General features: G+C 42.5%; 14 protein-coding genes, 2 tRNA genes and 2 pseudogenes. 16 read left to right on the forward strand and 2 right to left on the reverse strand.

Annotated features, from left to right (window positions below; all coding sequences use genetic code 11):
• Nucleotides 1-12: 12 nt before the first annotated feature.
• From AC6I1H_RS15110 to AC6I1H_RS15175, 14 genes and pseudogenes are all read left to right on the forward strand, one after another.
• A complete protein-coding gene (locus AC6I1H_RS15110; protein WP_497738353.1) occupies nucleotides 13-858 on the forward strand; it encodes an ATP-binding protein in 846 nt (281 codons plus the stop codon).
• Nucleotides 855-1,724, forward strand: a complete 870-nt coding sequence (locus tag AC6I1H_RS15115) for an ATP-binding protein (RefSeq protein WP_497738354.1) — start codon at nucleotides 855-857, stop codon at nucleotides 1,722-1,724. The genes AC6I1H_RS15110 and AC6I1H_RS15115 overlap by 4 nt, the downstream gene beginning before the upstream one ends.
• A pseudogene (locus AC6I1H_RS15120) lies at nucleotides 1,678-2,995 on the forward strand ([Fe-Fe] hydrogenase large subunit C-terminal domain-containing protein). Before AC6I1H_RS15115 ends, AC6I1H_RS15120 begins: the two are co-directional and overlap by 47 nt.
• Before the next feature lie 45 nt (nucleotides 2,996-3,040).
• Nucleotides 3,041-3,433 carry a 4Fe-4S binding protein gene (locus tag AC6I1H_RS15125; protein WP_497738355.1) on the forward strand — a complete coding sequence of 131 codons (393 nt, stop codon included), beginning with the start codon at nucleotides 3,041-3,043 and terminating at the stop codon, nucleotides 3,431-3,433.
• Nucleotides 3,434-3,475: 42 nt separating this feature from the next.
• Nucleotides 3,476-5,610 (forward strand): annotated as a pseudogene (locus AC6I1H_RS15130) (aldehyde ferredoxin oxidoreductase family protein).
• 120 nt (nucleotides 5,611-5,730) lie between these two features.
• Nucleotides 5,731-6,243, forward strand: coding sequence for an ECF transporter S component (locus tag AC6I1H_RS15135; RefSeq protein ID WP_497738356.1), 513 nt, complete (start codon nucleotides 5,731-5,733; stop codon nucleotides 6,241-6,243).
• Between the two features lie 81 nt (nucleotides 6,244-6,324).
• Nucleotides 6,325-6,528, forward strand: a complete 204-nt coding sequence (locus AC6I1H_RS15140; RefSeq protein WP_497740822.1) for a 4Fe-4S cluster-binding domain-containing protein — start codon at nucleotides 6,325-6,327, stop codon at nucleotides 6,526-6,528.
• 192 nt (nucleotides 6,529-6,720) lie between these two features.
• Nucleotides 6,721-7,056: an SPASM domain-containing protein gene (locus AC6I1H_RS15145; protein WP_497738357.1), complete on the forward strand. Its 336-nt coding sequence runs from the start codon at nucleotides 6,721-6,723 to the stop codon at nucleotides 7,054-7,056.
• A 69-nt stretch (nucleotides 7,057-7,125) separates the two neighbouring features.
• Nucleotides 7,126-9,096, forward strand: coding sequence for a sigma-54-dependent Fis family transcriptional regulator (locus tag AC6I1H_RS15150; protein ID WP_497738358.1), 1,971 nt, complete (start codon nucleotides 7,126-7,128; stop codon nucleotides 9,094-9,096).
• Nucleotides 9,097-9,346: 250 nt separating this feature from the next.
• Complete coding sequence (locus AC6I1H_RS15155) at nucleotides 9,347-10,579, forward strand: AsnC family transcriptional regulator (protein ID WP_497738359.1); 1,233 nt, start codon at nucleotides 9,347-9,349, stop codon at nucleotides 10,577-10,579.
• Nucleotides 10,580-12,007 carry an acetate--CoA ligase family protein gene (locus AC6I1H_RS15160; protein ID WP_497738360.1) on the forward strand — a complete coding sequence of 476 codons (1,428 nt, stop codon included), beginning with the start codon at nucleotides 10,580-10,582 and terminating at the stop codon, nucleotides 12,005-12,007.
• A gap of 122 nt (nucleotides 12,008-12,129) precedes the next feature.
• On the forward strand, nucleotides 12,130-12,618 hold the full coding sequence (locus tag AC6I1H_RS15165; RefSeq protein WP_497740823.1) for a sodium/proton-translocating pyrophosphatase: 489 nt from the start codon (nucleotides 12,130-12,132) through the stop codon (nucleotides 12,616-12,618).
• 340 nt (nucleotides 12,619-12,958) lie between these two features.
• Nucleotides 12,959-13,032: transfer RNA gene (locus tag AC6I1H_RS15170), tRNA-Gln, on the forward strand.
• Nucleotides 13,033-13,041: 9 nt separating this feature from the next.
• Nucleotides 13,042-13,117: transfer RNA gene (locus tag AC6I1H_RS15175), tRNA-Glu, on the forward strand.
• Nucleotides 13,118-13,366: 249 nt separating this feature from the next.
• Here AC6I1H_RS15175 and AC6I1H_RS15180 read toward each other — a convergent pair.
• Together AC6I1H_RS15180 and AC6I1H_RS15185 are read right to left on the reverse strand one after the other, a co-directional pair.
• Nucleotides 13,367-13,771 (reverse strand): type II toxin-antitoxin system VapC family toxin, encoded by a 405-nt coding sequence (locus AC6I1H_RS15180; protein WP_497738361.1) that lies wholly within the window; start codon nucleotides 13,769-13,771, stop codon nucleotides 13,367-13,369.
• A complete protein-coding gene (locus AC6I1H_RS15185; protein WP_497738362.1) occupies nucleotides 13,768-14,016 on the reverse strand; it encodes a hypothetical protein in 249 nt (82 codons plus the stop codon). The genes AC6I1H_RS15180 and AC6I1H_RS15185 overlap by 4 nt, the downstream gene beginning before the upstream one ends.
• A 215-nt stretch (nucleotides 14,017-14,231) precedes the next feature.
• Here AC6I1H_RS15185 and AC6I1H_RS15190 point away from each other — a divergent pair, with 215 nt between their 5' ends.
• Entirely contained in the window at nucleotides 14,232-14,354 is a 123-nt protein-coding gene (locus AC6I1H_RS15190; protein WP_497738363.1) for a hypothetical protein, read from the forward strand.
• 67 nt (nucleotides 14,355-14,421) lie between these two features.
• On the forward strand, nucleotides 14,422-15,633 hold the full coding sequence (locus AC6I1H_RS15195; protein ID WP_497738364.1) for a sensor histidine kinase: 1,212 nt from the start codon (nucleotides 14,422-14,424) through the stop codon (nucleotides 15,631-15,633).

Genomic DNA, 15,633 nt, shown 5'->3' on the forward strand with positions numbered 1-15,633 from the left:
GGCGGTGAAAACATGATAATTGCCATTGCCAGCGGGAAAGGCGGCACCGGGAAGACCACGGTGGCCGCCAATCTTGCCGTTACATTAAAAGATAATATGCCGGTGGCACTGCTGGACTGCGATGTGGAAGAGCCCAATGCCCACCTTTTCTTAATGCCCGAATTTACTGAAAAGGAGTCTGTTGCCCTGCCGGTGCCTTCCATAGATTCCGATAAATGTACCCACTGCGGAATCTGCACAAAAATATGCGCCTATCACGCCCTGGCAGATCTGGGCAAAAAGATACTGGTATTTGAGGAACTCTGCCACGGCTGCGGGGGATGCAGCCTGCTCTGCCCGGTGGGAGCCATAACGGAAATACATAAAGAAATAGGGCTTGTGGAACGGGGCACTGCGAAAGGTATAGAATTTGTCCGGGGGACCCTTTCCATCGGCAAGGTTTCAGCCCCACCGGTAATCAAGAAAGTGAAAAGCCGGATAAAAAGTGGCCCTGCGGTAATAATCGATTCTCCGCCGGGCACATCGTGTCCTATGATTAATGCTGTATCCGGAGCCGATTACTGTGTGCTGGTGACAGAACCCACGCCCTTCGGCTTAAGCGATTTGCAGCTGGCCGTGGGAGTTGTCAGGGAACTTAAGATTCCCTTCGGCGTCGTGATAAACAGGGCGGGTATGGGAGATGATGAAGTAGAAAAATATCTGCAGGAGCAGGGTATTCCCCTGCTGATGAAAATCCCCTTTGACCGGCGGTATGCGGCCTGCTGTGCCCGGGGAGGACTGCTCGTAGAAGAATTTCCCGAACTCAGACAGTCTTTTAACAACTTATGGAAGGCTATAGAAAGGCAGGTGAAGGCATGAAGGAAATAGTTGTATTAAGCGGTAAAGGAGGCACGGGAAAGACCACCGTCACCGCCTCTCTTGCGGCTTTAGTAAAAAATGCGGTTTTAACCGACTGTGACGTGGATGCAGCCGACCTATACTTGCTTTTAAAACCTAAAATTAAAGATACCTTTAATTTCTGGGGAAGTCAGAAGGCCCGCATAAATGAAAACAAATGCATCAGGTGCGGTAAATGTGAAAAAGTATGCCGCTTTGATGCCATCGAAGATTTTAAAGTAAACCCCACTTTTTGCGAGGGCTGCGGGGTGTGCTATAATATATGTCCACAAAAAGCTGTTGACATGGTTGACACTCTTTCAGGCCACTGGTATATTTCCGACACCAGATACGGCCCCATGGTTCATGCCAGGCTGGGAATAGCCGAGGAAAATTCCGGCAAACTGGTTTCGCTGGTAAAAAAGACAGCCCGGGAAATAGCCGAAAGAGAGGGATATAAATATATAATCACCGACGGCCCGCCGGGAATAGGCTGTCCGGTAATTTCCACTCTTTCCGGAGCCGATGAGGCAATGATTGTAACGGAGCCTACCGCCGCGGGATTGCATGATTTAGAGAGAGTATTGAAGCTGGCAGAGAATTTTAAAGTGACCGTAAAAGTAGTGATAAATAAATTCGATCTCGCGGAAGATAAAAGCAGGGAGATAGAACAATATTGCAGCAGAAAAGGCATTGAAGTTATAGGAAAAATCCCCTTTGACGAAAATGTTGTAAAAGCGATATCAAAGGGCATTCCGCCGGTTGAGTACTCCTCCGGCCCTGCCACGGAGGTTTTGAGAAATGTGGCATTATTATCATTCGGTGAGTCTGGATGTAGAGAAGTGTAAAGGTTGCACAAATTGCATAAAAGGCTGTCCTACAGAGGCCATAAGAGTAAGGAACGGAAAGGCCAGCATACAGGAAAATAAGTGCATCGATTGCGGTGAGTGCATAAGAGTATGTCCCAATAATGCCAAATACGCCAGCACAGATGGGCTTGAAAAGCTGAGGGAGTTCAAATTCAAAGTGGCACTGACGGCCCCGGCTTTTTATGGCCAGTTTAAAGAGGGCATTACAAAAGAAAACATCATGAATGCCCTCATAAAAATCGGATTTGATGAGGTCTATGAAGTGCCGTTGGCAGCAGAAGAAGTATCTTTGGCTATACGTGAATACCTGGAAAAAAACAATGGCATAAGACCGCTTATATCTTCAGCCTGCCCTGCAGTGTTAAGACTAATACAAACCAGATTTCCAGAGCTAATAAAAAATATAATTCCTATTAAACCTCCGACTGAAGTGGCCGCCCAGAGGGCAAAAGAAGCCATAGTTAAAACCTATGGATATAAAGAAGAAGAAATTGGAGTGTTTTTCATAAGCCCATGTCCCGCCAAGGTGGCATTTACAAAACAACCCATTGGCATGAGCAAATCTCATATTAATGGCGTACTTTCTATGGCGGGCATTTATGGCGAGCTCTTAAAAAATTTAGATGATGGTAATTTTAAATCCATATTCAAAAGTTCCTGCGGTATAGGCATAAATTGGGGCAGGTCCGGCGGAGAGAGTCTTGCAATTGGCATAGGAAATATACTTTCTGTTGATGGTATTCATAACTGCATAAATGTTCTGGAACAAATAGAACTTGGTAAACTTTCAGATATAGACTACATCGAATGTCAGGCATGTTTGGGCGGATGCATAGGCGGCGCACTTACCGTCGAAAACAGGTTCGTGGCTACCTCAAAGCTGCGCAGGATATCGGAAAATGTGGGGTTTAAGACTGAAATAGAAGCTGAGGACGTAATTAATGAGTTTAAAAAAGGGTTTTATAGTCTTGAAGAAAAAATTAGTGCGAGACCTTCTATAAAGTTAGATGAAGATATCGTAAAAGCGATCCAAGAAGATGGATCTTTTAGAAAAAGTATTAAAAGAATTGCCCGGTCTTGATTGCGGCAGCTGTGGATGCCCTAACTGCAGGGCTCTGGCGGAAGATATAGTGCAGGGGCTGGCAAGTGAAACAGATTGTGTGTTTAAACTGAGGGAGAAGGTGAAAATGCTAGCATCTCAGATGCTGGATCTTTCACAGAAATTGCCGCCGACAATGGGTTCTTCTTAAAGACGAAAAATTTTTATGTATTTAAAATGTATTGGGGGTGACTTAATGAAAATAGTAAAGACAAAACCAGAATTGTGTAACGGGTGTGGAGCCTGTATGACGGAATGCTCTATACTTTTCAATAAAGTAGCAGATCCGGAGAAATCGGCTATCAGAATAAAAGAGAAGGTGGGAAAACCGGGAAGCTACGAAATCTATGTATGCAATCACTGCGGTGAATGTATTTCCGTATGCAACACCGGCGCATTATATCGGGCCAAAAATGGAGCTGTTTGGATAGATGGTGGAAAATGCGTTGGATGCTATATTTGTGTGGGATTTTGTCCGAATAATGCGATATTCGTAAATGCACAAATTAATCAACCGATTAAATGCATAGCCTGCGGAGCTTGTACGCGGGTCTGCCCCACCGGGGCCATTTACATGGAAGAAAAATAATTTAAATGGAGGTGCTAAAGAATGACCGGTAATATTATGGAGATGAAAAGGGCACACAGGCTCCTGGCCAGGATAGATTATGAGCTGGGAAAAGTGGAAAGGGGCTATACAAACCGTACCCTTTACATAAATCTTTCGGATAACACCATAAAGTCAAAACCCGTAACCCAGCAGATGAAAGATATATTTACAGGTGGCAGGGGTTTCGGATTATGGTTGTTATGGAATGCCGTTTCAGGCGATACAAAGTGGGACGATCCGGAAAATGAAATAATCATATCCTCGGGCCCCATAGGCGGCATTACACAATACCCGGGAGCGGGTAAATCGATAGTTGTAACTTTGTCTCCAACTACCGGTTCTGTAGTGGACAGCAACGTGGGAGGATACTTTGGGCCTCTATTGAAATTTGCCGGATGGGATGCCATCGAGATCCAGGGGAAAGCAGAAAAAGACGTAATAGTATACATAGATGGAAATAAAGGTTATGTTACCATCGAAGAAGCTCTGGAAGAAGCTATAGACACGCACTTAGCTGTTGAACAGTTTACAAATATGTATGCCGATTCAGAAGAAGATAAAAGAAATATAGCTGTGGTTTCTTCGGGCAGTGCTGCGGATAATACCCTTATCGGAATGCTGAATTTTTCATTTTTTGATGTGAAAAGGGGAGTGCCCAGGGTTAAACAGGCGGGTCGAGGCGGCACAGGGAGCGTATTTCGAAACAAGAAGATTAAAGCATTAATTGTAAAATTTAGCGGAGTAAAAGGTGATACCAACGGTCCTGCCGATAAGAAAAAAATTATTGATGCAGGCCTCAGGCTTCACAGGGAAATAAAAGAACTTGACGATTTACAAAACAGGATGAGAAAGGTTGGTACTTCTCATCTGGTAGAAATTATGAACGATTACGATCTCCTGCCGACGATGAATTATAAATATGGTTCTCATCCGGAAGCTTGTAGGCTGTCTTCTGAAGTATTCAAAAAGTATTATACTCAGAACATGCCCGACGGATGCTGGTACGGCTGTTCCATGGCATGCGCCAAGGCCGTGGATAATTTCGAATTAAAGACCGGTCCCTACAAGGGTCAGAGAGTATGCGTGGACGGTCCGGAATATGAAACCATAGCGGGCCTTGGTTCAAACTGTGGAATTTTCGACCCCGAATATATTATAGAAGCCAACTTTTACTGTGATACCTACGGATTGGACACCATATCTACGGGTACCATTATTGCTTTTCTTATGGAATGTTATGAAATGGGTATTATAAATAAAGATATAACCGGCGGTTTGGAGCTTAAATTCGGCAATAAAGAAGCAGCCATGGAGCTCATTCATCAGATGGCCAGAGGAGAAGGATTTGGCAAGATTGCCGGCAAGGGCATTCATCGTTTGAAAGAGATTTTTGTCAAGAAATACGGGGCCGACCCGAAGATATTAAATGATATTGGAACGGAAGCTAAAGGAATGGAGTATTCTGAATATGTGACAAAAGAGTCCCTTGCAATGCAGGGCGGTTACGGCCTTGCCCTCAAGGGCCCTCAGCACGATGAAGCATGGCTCATATTTATGGACATGGTTAATAAGCAAATCCCCACCTTTGAGGATAAGGCTGAAGCTTTGCACTATTTCCCCATGTTCCGCACATGGTTTGGTTTAAACGGTCTGTGTAAATTGCCGTGGAATGACATAGAGCCCGCCGATAACGGCCAAACCAGCGAACCGGCTAAAGTTCCGGAACATGTGAAAAACTATGTTGACATATTAACGGTGTTACGGGAAAGAACATAACTAAAGAAGAACTGATCATGCAGTCCGAAAGGGTATACAACTTCCAGAGGATATTCAACCTTAAGATGGGTTTTGGCACCCGGGAGTATGACGCCATACCCTATCGCTCCGTAGGGCCTGTGACCAAAGAAGAATATGAATCACGGGAAGAAAGATATGACAAACAGCTGAAGGAATTGGGATATGATATTGAGGAAAAAACCACCGAAGAAAAAATGAAGATCCTCCGGGAATACAGGGAATCCCAGTATCAAAAACTGTGTGATGCGGTATATAAGCGCAGGGGCTGGAATTCCAACGGAGTGCCTACCCTTGAGACTGTAAAACGCCTGGGCATAGATTTTCCCGATGTCGTGGAATTAGTAAGTAGATACCAATAAAAGCATGGATTCACAACCTCTCGCATGAAGCCCTATAATTCATGCCGGGGAGAATGTCACAAAATCTTGACACGGGCCTGAAGAGATAATAATAAACTTTAAGTAAGAGGGGTGTTTTTTATGGATAAAAATGTTGTTAAACCATTCAGCTTGAGATGGCTTACCCGCACAGCCCTGTTCTTGGCGATAACCCTTGCTTTTCAGATGCTGGGCTTTCCGCAGATGATAACCGGTCCCGCGGTAAACGCCATGCTGCTCCTTTCCGGCACCTATGTTGGTGTACTGGGAGGAATAATTATCGGGTTACTTACACCTTGGATAGCATTTGCCAGAGGCATTCTGGCATCACCGCTGGGGTCCATGATACCTTTTATCATGGCTGGAAATGCTTTTCTGGTAATAGCGTATACAATATCAAGGAATTTATTAGGTAAAGGCTATACGGCTTCAGGCATCGGAATAGTTGTTGGGGCAATTGTTAAATTTTTAATATTATCCTATGCAGTAAGACTTATAGTGAGCGTGCCGCCTCCAGTAGCAAAGGCCATGCAGACACCGCAGTTGTTTACGGCCATCCTCGGTGGTATTATTGCCTTAATCGTAGAACAGGCGCTGAATTCGGTTGTAAAATAAAACCACCCTATATACACCGAGGCGGCCTTTTCTTCTGCCGTAGACCAGATTCGGAACAGGCGGTATGTAAAAGCTCTTTGCCTGAATGTAGCCCACGACTGCAATCTCCGGTGCAAGTACTGTTTTGCGGCCAAGGGGGATTATCACGGCAGGAGAGAGTTGATGTCAAAAGAAGTTGGCAGAAATGCCGTAGATTTTCTGGTGGAGCATTTGGGAAATATAAAAAACCTGGAGATAGATTTTTTCGGCGGAGAACAGCTGATGGTGCTGGGTCATATGATATGATTGTTCCCAACATTAAAAAAATGGTGGCATTGAGAGAAAAAGAGCATATGAAAAAATAGCGTGGGAGTATTTGCAGAGAAAAAGTTCGGGAAAAAATCCTTTCAGATTTTATCACTTTAATATAGAATAGACATATATGATGGGCCGTGCATATACAAAAGACTCTCTGCCTGCAGTGCCGGAAGGGAATATATGGCGGTAACTCCGAACGGAGATATATATCCGTGTCATCAGTTTGTGGGCTTTGATGAATTTATCATGGGCAATGTTTTTGAGAAAAGATTAGATGAAAGAATAGTGGAGAGGTTCAAAAATACGCATGTGTTTGTAAAACCCGAATGTTCCGGCTGCTGGGCAAGGTTTTTCTGCAGCGGCGGGTGCAATGCCAACAACTTTTTGATAAACGGCGATATGAACGTTCCCTATGAAATGACCTGTAAGTTGCAAAAAAAGAGAATAGAGTATGCCATATACCTGGGCATAAAACATGGCGCAGCAGGTAAGAAATATGTGAATACCATGTGTTAAACATTATTTTTGAACTGAGGTGGCGAAAGACCTGATTAATAATTTTGAGAGAGGGGGTGTAAATGCGTAATGAAGATTAAAGCGGAAATAAAAATCAGAACGGAATGGGAGAAATTCATTAGAGGGGAAAAACCTGAAGGAGTCAGATTAGCTGTTTTAAAGTCGTGGGAAAGGTGTAAGGACTTAGGCATCAACCCTTACGGAGGCAAATGCAATATAATACTTTCCGGCCATGAACTTGAGTTAAGGATAAAGCAAAATGAAAAATTAATAGACGTAGCAAAACCGTATATAGATAGCGTTTATAAAATTATTAAAGACTCCGATTATGTGGTTTTTCTTACGGACAAAGAGGCGAATTTGCTATATCTTAAAGGTGACAAAGAAGCACTGGCACACTTGCGGGAACACATAAATTTTACAGTGGGTGCGACGTGGAGCGAGAGCGTAGTAGGTACAACAGCCATATCAATAGCGTTAACAGAATGTGTTCCCGTCAGTTTTATGGCTGAAGAAAAATACTGTCTTGAATTAAAACAGTTTGCCTGTTCGGCAGTGCCTATTAAAGATATAGATGGGTCTATAATAGGTGTTCTTGGCGTAGCCGCCTGTTTTCCGGGCGCAAATAACGAGATTTTCGGAATGCTGATAGCTGCCGAGATGGCCGTAGAGAACCATTTTAGGATGATGAATACGCGTGAACAACTCAGTGTGATAAGCCATTATTATAAAACAATTTTTGATGCGGTTTCAGATGCAATCGTTATAGTTGACGCTAATGGTATAATAAGTGATATAAATAAAAATGCCCAGGTCCTTCTGCAGGTGGATTCAAAAAAAATTATTGGGAAATTTGCCGGAGAAGTTTTGGGCTTTCAACCGGTTGTAATGAATAGGCTGCAGCCAGGTAAATTCTATGGGAACAATGATGTATTATTTGATTTCAAGAATGATAGATTTCGATATAAAATTAAAAGTGCAATACCTGTGTTAAGAGAAAGTGGCGAAATAGCCGGAGTGGTAAACATTTTAACCAATGAAAAAAAGAATTGTCGTGCAGATCAGAAAGAGGATGGCTGGAAAGCAATATACACTTTTGATGACATAATAGGAGCGAGCAAGGAGATCAAGCAAGTTAAAAAAATGGCGGTCATGTCGGCCAGGAGTACATGTAATATATTGATTATGGGTGAAAGCGGCACTGGAAAAGAGATGTTTGCCCAGGCAATTCACAATGCCAGCCATCGAGCCGAAGGCCCTTTTGTAGCGGTAAACTGTGGCGCTATACCCAGAGAATTAATTGAAAGCGAATTTTTCGGTTATGAAGCGGGTGCTTTCACGGGGGCGCTCAAAGGAGGGCAGCCAGGCAAATTTGAACTGGCGATGGGTGGAACCTTGTTTTTAGATGAAATCGGCGAAATGCCATATGCTTTACAAACGAGGTTGCTTAGAGTCCTGCAGGAGAAAGAAATTACGCGCGTAGGAGGGTCTAAGCCCATCCCAATTGATGTAAGAGTTATTGCCGCTACAAATAAAAACCTCGCAGAGGAAGTTAAAAAAGGCAGTTTCAGGCAGGACCTTTACTGGAGATTAAATGTTATAACATTACAAATACCTCCCCTAGCGCAGCGCCGCGATGATATCCCATTGTTAATAGAACACTTTTTAAATAAACATTCAGCTTTAAAAAATAAAAAATATACTTTGGATGATAAGGCCCTCAAAATGCTTTTGGAATATCACTGGCCCGGAAATGTTCGAGAGCTTGAAAATGTCATAGAAAGGGTCGTAACTTTTGCCGAGGATGGTGTCATACTACCGCATCACCTTCCCGAATATATTGTCATGGAGGTGAAGAATCTTACTCCTCATAGAGGTTTTTCTTTAGAAGAGACCGAAAAACAAACCATACAGCAGGTTCTGTTCGACACCTGCGGTAACATAACAAAAGCCGCAAAAATTCTCGGGATAGCACGTAATACACTCTACTGTAAAATTAAAAAATATCAAATAAATATTCAGAAATCTAACAGTTGTTAGATTTCAGGACAATTAACAAAAATATAATAAAGCTAACTCACATACATATATATTAAAAAAATGCTCTGTTTTAGGACAAAAATTACGGATATTATTTTTAAATATGCCAGGGGAGTTCCTATTTTTAAAGGTCTTACACCCTGGCATTATTATTGCTATATGTTATTGTTGCTATATATATTTTGTCGAGATTTTGTCGAGAATTTTGTTTTAACGACGTCGTTAAATTTAAAAAAGGGGAGGTTTATAAATGGTAAGTAAGAAAGAAGAAAATCAGGTTCCTTATTTGCTTGGAAGTTCTGAACAACAAAAATGGATGAAAGAATACTTTTTTGCTCCTAGAGGTGTTGGATTCCTTGAGCCCGGAGTGGTATCACTGGACTCGGCGGCGATGAGCGCTTATAACGTGGCAAAATCGTCTTACCAAATTCATCCGGAAGTTTTTAACATGGACTATCTAACAAAAGTTCTGGGGTTGGATAAAAAGGAAATTGTAAGAAGAATGCACAGGTTGTATGATGAACATTTGATAATGTTCGTCATGAACCCGGCTACACAGGTTTACGGATGGGGTCTTTATTACTGGTTTGTGAAGCTAAAAGACGGAACTTCCGAAGATAGTAAGGCAAAATTGGCTGATTGGTTCCAGAATAAAGACGATATATGTACAGGTTACGTATGCAATGGAGACTTTGACTTTTATAACGGCAACCATATGAGGGTATTGGATAATTTATTAGCTGATGTAATTGAACCCTGGAAAAACAACCCTGAAGTGGAATTTGTTCACATTTGTCCAATCCGCAGGGACATACGCGAATCTCACGTCAATATGTGGGATGCACCCATGGATTCTTACCGTGAGGTAGTGTGGGGGAAAGGTCAACTCGAACAATTATCTAAAATCCAGGACAAGATGGATATTACTGATTTAAAACTTGTTCAAGCTTTAAATATGAAAAGACCTGTGGAAGAAATGTTTGATTTTAAAGTTCTGTCAGATATTTCTGGACTCGACCCTGAAGAAATGCTGGAAGGAATAAAAAATGTGGTAGAAAACAAGCGCATTATAGTTCCACTGTTTTACCTTAATTTTATGAAACTCGGGATTACAAACCATATGTTTACTATAAGGTTATTCCAAAATACACCCAGTTTTAGAAAGGCCAGAATAGCGGATGAGCTGGCTGGAATCCCCGAGTTTAACACGGTTTTCGAATTCAGTGATTCTTTCTACGATATTTGCGTCTGGGCGTACAACGAAATATCAGATATAAAAGCGTTAAAACAAAAACTTCTGTCTTACAGCGAAATTGAAGATATAAAAGAGGCTGATATAACAAGACAATTCAGGCGCTGGGTTTGCAGACTGGATGAACAAAACGGATTTTGGGAGGAGTGCGTATTTACAGACGATTTCCTTCAGGACCGTACCGATAAAAAATCATTCAAATGCTGCAATAATGGAAAGGAGGGAAACTAAATGAGAATTGAAGCCCCTCGCAAATATGTTGTCGAAAAGTTGAAGTATGCTCTAAATCCTTCTTCAATTGCCGTAGTAGGTGCATCACGTTATAAAAATAAAGTGGGCTATAAGGTTATCGAAGGTTTGATGAAATGGGGATATAAGGGGACCATCTATCCCGTCAATCCCAGAGCTGACAAAGTCTTTGGCCTTAAGGCATACAGGACCATTAAAGACATACCCGGTGAAATAGACCTGGTGTTTGTGGCGGTTCCAGCGCATTTAGTAAAAATGGTTCTTGAACATGCTGTTGCTAAAAAAGCGAAGATCGTGGTTATTGCTACCAGTGCATTCAAGGAAATAGGCAGGGAAAAGCTTCAGAACCAGCTTACACAGTTCTGCCGTGACAATGAACTGCCCCTGATAGGCCCAAACCTGGTGGGTATGGGGAGTCCTTATCTTAATTTTAACTGTGGCTTTATCCCGTATTTGCCCGTAAAAGGGCCGGTGGCTATGATTTCACAATCAGGAGCAAATCTACTCGCGGCTCTTGGAACATCACAGATGTTGCACTTTGGTATGAGCTTTTTTGTGGGTCTTGGCAATAAAGCCGATGTTGATTTTTGCGAATTTATTATATATGGCGGTCAAGATCCTCATACAAAATGTATATCGACATACATTGAGGGCCTTGATTCCCCCGAAGCATATATTGAAGCCTGCCGATCCGTAGTCCCCGAAAAACCAGTGGTTGCTATAAAGGTCGGAGGTTCCAAAATAGGAATTAAGGCTGCATTTGCCCATACAGCTTCAGAAAATGAAGGTACTGATGATGCCTATTATGACGAGATTTTTGCAAAGGCAGGGGTATTAAGGGCTACTACATGGCAAGAATTTCTGGATATTTCAATGGCGCTTGGAATGCAGCCGGAATTAAAAGGCGACAATGTCGTCATGATAACGAACGGTGGCGGTTCGGGCTTACTGGCCTGTGACCATTTTGAGAGAATCGGTATGCCTTTGAAAGAGTTAAGAGAAATATCTCCCGAACTGCCGGGGAAGATCAGGGCTTATATGCCCATGTTCGGTTCTCCGCTAAATCCTGTGGATATAGCCGGTACCGCTTCTCCTATTCAATATAAAGGAGCATTTAAACAGGCTATGCGTGACCCAAATGTAGACGGAATAATAGGGTCTATTTGCCCAACAGCCGTAACCGATGTGCCTGCTGTCACCGATATTGTAATTGAAATCTATGAGGAATACAAACACCTAGGCAAACCTTTTATAATGGAATGCCAGGGCGGAGCGGAATGTCATGAAGCAATCATGAAACTCAGAGATCATGGCATACCGGCTTATTCTACGCCGGAACAGGCCGTAAACACCATGGTGGCTCTGCGTAAATATTCTAAAATAAAAAACGCAATTTGCAATAAGAAATAAAAATAAATAGAAACCGAATAAACTGGCCCCGCCATTCAACGGCGGGGCTAATAAATAAAACTGATCAGATTGAATTACGGAGGGACAACTAAATGAAAAATCTAATAACACTTGCACCAATCATGGGAATCGCAGCTTTAGCTTTTGCATGCGTGCTTGCCATGCGTGTGGTTAAAAGCCCTGTAGGAACCGACCGGATGAAAGAAATTTCCGATGCCATACACGAAGGAGCTATGGCTTTTCTTTTTAGGGAATACAGGGCTCTTGCCATGTTCGTAATAGTGATGTTTGCCGTGATAAGCATATTCATCAACTGGCAGACGGCCGTGAGCTACATAACGGGTACCGTAGCTTCGGTGCTGGCCGGCGCTCTTGTAACAGGCGTAATGATAGCCATTCAGATGGCCAATTCCGGCGGAGTATGGGACAATGCCAAAAAATACATTGAATCGGGCAACTACGGCGGAAAAGGCACACCCACCCATGCCGCAGCGGTGGTGGGAAACACCGTGGGCGACCCATTTAAAGATACTTCCGGGCCGTCTCTTAACATACTGATAAAGCTGATGACCATTGTGGCGCTGGTATTCGCACCGCTGTTTATGAGATAGTATACAACCAATACTGGAAAAAATCAGGATCGTCCACAAGGTAACAAAATGCCGGGTCTGCATCAATAACAACTGGGATGGCATATGCTCATACAGCCTTTACAAAGATGAAATAGCAGGCTGCATTGCAGAAAGCCATGTGAGCCACGTTTTATCAGAAAGACTCTCCATTATTACAATGTATGATTTAAAGGGCCGTTCATCATAGCGCAAACTTAAAAAACCACTTGCAAATTTATCTACACCACTATATAATAAAAATAGCTAAATTCAAAGACAAGTGGTTTGACTTCCCTATAAAAATATGCTATTATATTTTTTGCGTAAAACAATATAGTGTTGCGGGATTGTGTAACGGTAGCACGCATGACTCTGGATCATGTTGTCTAGGTTCGAATCCTAGTCCCGCAGCCATTTTTGTATGGCCATATCGTCTAGGGGTTCAGGACGCCGCCCTCTCACGGCGGTAACGGGGGTTCGAATCCCCCTATGGCTACCAAAGAAATAAAACCGTTTTAGAACGGTTTTTTTTGTTCATCAAATACGGATTGTTCTGATATGAATCTTGTGAGTATCATCAAGGTATCGAGATCTTTTATTTCAGGAGCTTTTTCTATGATGTTCTTAACATTGAGGCACAGGTTCAGGAGCATCTCCAGTTTGCTTTCATTTTCCGATGGTTTTGCTCTGTAGATTATATCGGAGGGTTTTTACACTGGAATCAATATTATATTACTCAGTATATTACTCAGTCAATCACTGCCACTGGAATATCCAACATCTTGGCAGTATCTATTAACTTTGAATCTAATGTTACCAATGTGGCATTTTTTCTACGGCTTACAACTAAATACATGATATCATAGGCAGGATGTTTAAGTTTACATGCCAATGGAATTACTTCTTCATAAAGCTCCTCAGCTTTTATAAACTGATCAACCATTTCAATTAAATGCCTGATTTTATGAAGCAGTTCATCAACAGGATAGTTCTGGATCAAGTGAAATTTCCACATTACATTGGATGCCTCATATATGTAAAGAGAAGGGGTGATAACCCACTCCGCTTTTTCAAGAATATCTATTATTTGTTTCTGCTTTGGCCGCCCCATAACAACTTCAATTGCAGCACTTACATCGATTGTAACGATCATCTTTCACGATCCTCTCGTATTAATTTTACTGGATCGAAATTATTTTTATCATTTTTATTGTTGGTCTCCTGGATTATATGGTTAAAAAGTAATCTACGACGTTTTTTATTTTGTTTTTCTAGTTGTAATGCTTTTTCTAATAATACCACTGTTTCCTGGGTAATACTTCGTCTTTCAGCTTCTGCCAGTTGAATGATTTGTTGGTAGATGTAATCCGGCAAATCGCGCACCTGTAAAGAAGGCATTGCAATCCCTCCTTTCATTGTTCTTGTATATATAGTATATCAAAAAAACATAATGCATGCAATTTGCATTCTCGATAAAAAAATACGGCGCACGTTTCTTGGGCTTCGACATTTTACCGCCCCTTCATTTTTGTTGCCGGGGATACCGAATCTCTCAGTAAATTATAGTATAATGTGTATGTAAAAACAATGAAGCAGGTGGAAGGAGGATAAAAATGAAAAGAAAAATTGTGAAAATCGATGAAGAAAAGTGCAACGGCTGCGGTCTATTGCTACGGATGGGAGTATGGTTACGGAAAACTTTATATTTTGAAAAAGGAGTTTCACAGATTTTATAGAATATATAAAATTGATATAAATATATACCGCCAATAATTAATCAATTTGCAAAGAAGGGTCTAATCATTGAATAGCTATGATCTGGCAGATGTAATCAACAGACACAAGCTGCGGGAGATCCTGGACAAGTTTACGGAAGCCACCGGGCTCGCCGCCATAATGACCGACCGGCGCGGGAGAAACATCACCGACCCCAGCAATTTCACAAGACACTGCATGCTGGTAAGGTCCACAAAGCGGGGCAAGTTGGGATGCTATGCGTCCGACGCCAGATTGGGCAAGCTCTCGGTGAAAAAGGGCGGCCCCGCAATTGAACCGTGCCACTGCGGGATTGTTGATTTGGCAGCCCCTCTTATAGTGGAGGGAAGATGCTATGGTTATGTCCTGTGCGGACAGGTGTCTATCGGGCCGCCGGATGACAAATCCATTGAAAGCGCCAGAAAAAGAGCCAAATTATTTGGCCTGGACCCCGACGAATATTTAAAAGCCTTTATGGAAATAAAGCTGGTACCTCAGAGCCAGGTGCTTGCGGCCGGAGAGATGCTCCATATTTTTTCCAATTATATAGTGGAGCTCGGTGTGAATAGCTTGATGCAGCAGAGGTTGATGGAAGAACAATATAGAAGGTCCGAGCTGGAAAGCGCAGTAAAATCACTGGAATTGAAAGCGCTGCAATCCCAGGTGAATCCCCATTTTATTTTCAATACCCTGAATATGGCTGCCCGCCTTGCATATCTGGAAAACGCCCGGCAAACGTCGGATGTGATATATTCTCTTGCCAGTTTGCTGCGGTATTCCATAAGAAATCTGGATCAATTTGTGAGTTTAAGGGAGGAAATATCCTACATCAGACACTACCTTTATATCCAGCAGATTAGGTATAAAGACCGCATACAGGCGGAAGTGGACATACCGGAAGCCCTTCTGGATTTTTTCATCCCGGTCATGAGCGTGCAGCCCATTGTGGAGAATGCCATAAAACACGGCCTGGAAAACAAAAAAGAGGGCGGAATGCTGGTCATCAAAGCTATTGATGAAGGTAATACCATTGCCATTGATATTATAGACAACGGTGTCGGTATGAGTCCCAAAAAGCTGGAAGAAATCAACAACCCTTTGCATGAAAAAAACGGCCATACCACCGGCCTTGGTATACCCAATGTGGATCTGCGCCTTAAGCGGTACTTTGGTTCGGATTATGGAATTACGATAGTAAGTAAGGAGAATATGGGCACAAAAGTCCGGCTTAGATTTCCGAAGACCATGAAAGGAGGGTGA

It is taken from the genome of Biomaibacter sp. TOL, from assembly GCF_059717795.1.